Below are 1,237 nucleotides of genomic sequence, written 5' to 3'. Positions count from 1 at the left end.
GGCGGATTCATGCGGTCGTCGCAACATGCTCTATTTAGGACAGTAGCAGGTTGAGTTTTTCTTGGGGTGTAAGCCAGTCCAGTGTTTTGCGGGGGCGGCCGTTGAGTTCGGCGGCCACTCTCGCGAGATGCCCGGGGCTGTGGGCTGAGAGGTCGGTGCCTTTGGGGAAGTATTGGCGGAGCAGGCCGTTGGTGTTCTCGTTGCTGCCGCGTTGCCAGGGTGAGTGCGGGTCGCAGAAGTAGATGTCCAGGTCGGTGGCCATGGTGATCTCGGCGTGCCGGGCCAGCTCGGTGCCCTGGTCCCAGGTCATCGACTGTTTCAGCTGGTCGGGCAGGGTGTGGATGGTGGTGATCATGGCGTCGCGGACGGCGACGGCGTCGTGGCCGTCGGGCAGGTGCAGCAGCAGGCAGAACCGGGTGCTGCGCTCGACCAGGGTGCCGATCGCGGACTGGTTCGAGGCGCCGAGGATCAGATCTCCTTCCCAGTGCCCGGGCACGGCCCGGTCCTCGGCCTCGGCCGGGCGCTGGCTGATCGGCACCATGTTCGGGATCCGCGGCGTGCGGGCCTCGGCCTGGCGGTGGGGTTTACGCAGCGCCCGCCCGGTCCGCAGGCAGGCCGCGAGCTCGCGGCGCAGCGCGCCCCGGCCTTGCACGTAGATCGACTGATAGATCGTCTCGTGGGACACCCGCATCTCCGGACAGTCGGCGAACTCGCTCACCAGCCTGGCCGAAATCTGCTCCGGCGACCACCGCAGCAGCAACCGTTCCTGCACATGATCCCGCAACCCGGCATTGCCGGGATCGGCCAGTTTCGCCGTCTTCGGCCGCTTCGCCCGCTCCCGCGCCGCCGCCTCCGCCACATGGGCCCGATACCGGCCCGGGCCACCGTTGTTGTTGATCTCCCGGCTAACCGTCGACGGCGCCCGATCCAACCGCCGCGCGATCTCCCGCACCCCGTCACCGCCGGCCAGCCCACGGGAGATCTCCTCCCGCTCCGCCACCGACAAATACCGTGTCCCCAACCGACGGGGCGCGTTACCGACCACCCCACCAGCCTCGGCGAACCACCGCCGACCGGTCTCCTGCGACACACCCGCCGCCAGAGAGGCAGGCGTCACAGCCCGCCCCGCCCGAATCCCCTCCCAGAACCCCACCCGCACATCCCGCACCAACGGCACACGACCCGCCAACACAACCTCCGACCACAATCGGTGTTGCAACGACCCCGTGAACCCAAG

At 68.6% G+C, this 1,237-nt stretch carries 1 protein-coding gene; it reads right to left on the bottom strand.

The window, feature by feature from the left end; all coding sequences use genetic code 11:
• Positions 1-34: 34 nt before the first annotated feature.
• Positions 35-1,045, bottom strand: a complete 1,011-nt coding sequence (locus tag DMH03_RS41920; protein ID WP_125797547.1) for an IS30 family transposase — start codon at positions 1,043-1,045, stop codon at positions 35-37.
• Between the last annotated feature and the right edge of the window lie 192 nt (positions 1,046-1,237).

It is taken from the genome of Amycolatopsis sp. WAC 01376, from assembly GCF_003947415.1.
In the GTDB taxonomy this organism is placed as follows: domain Bacteria; phylum Actinomycetota; class Actinomycetes; order Mycobacteriales; family Pseudonocardiaceae; genus Amycolatopsis.
The sequence above is the reverse complement of the archived record's forward strand: the minus strand, read 5'-3'. Positions and strand labels throughout refer to the sequence as shown.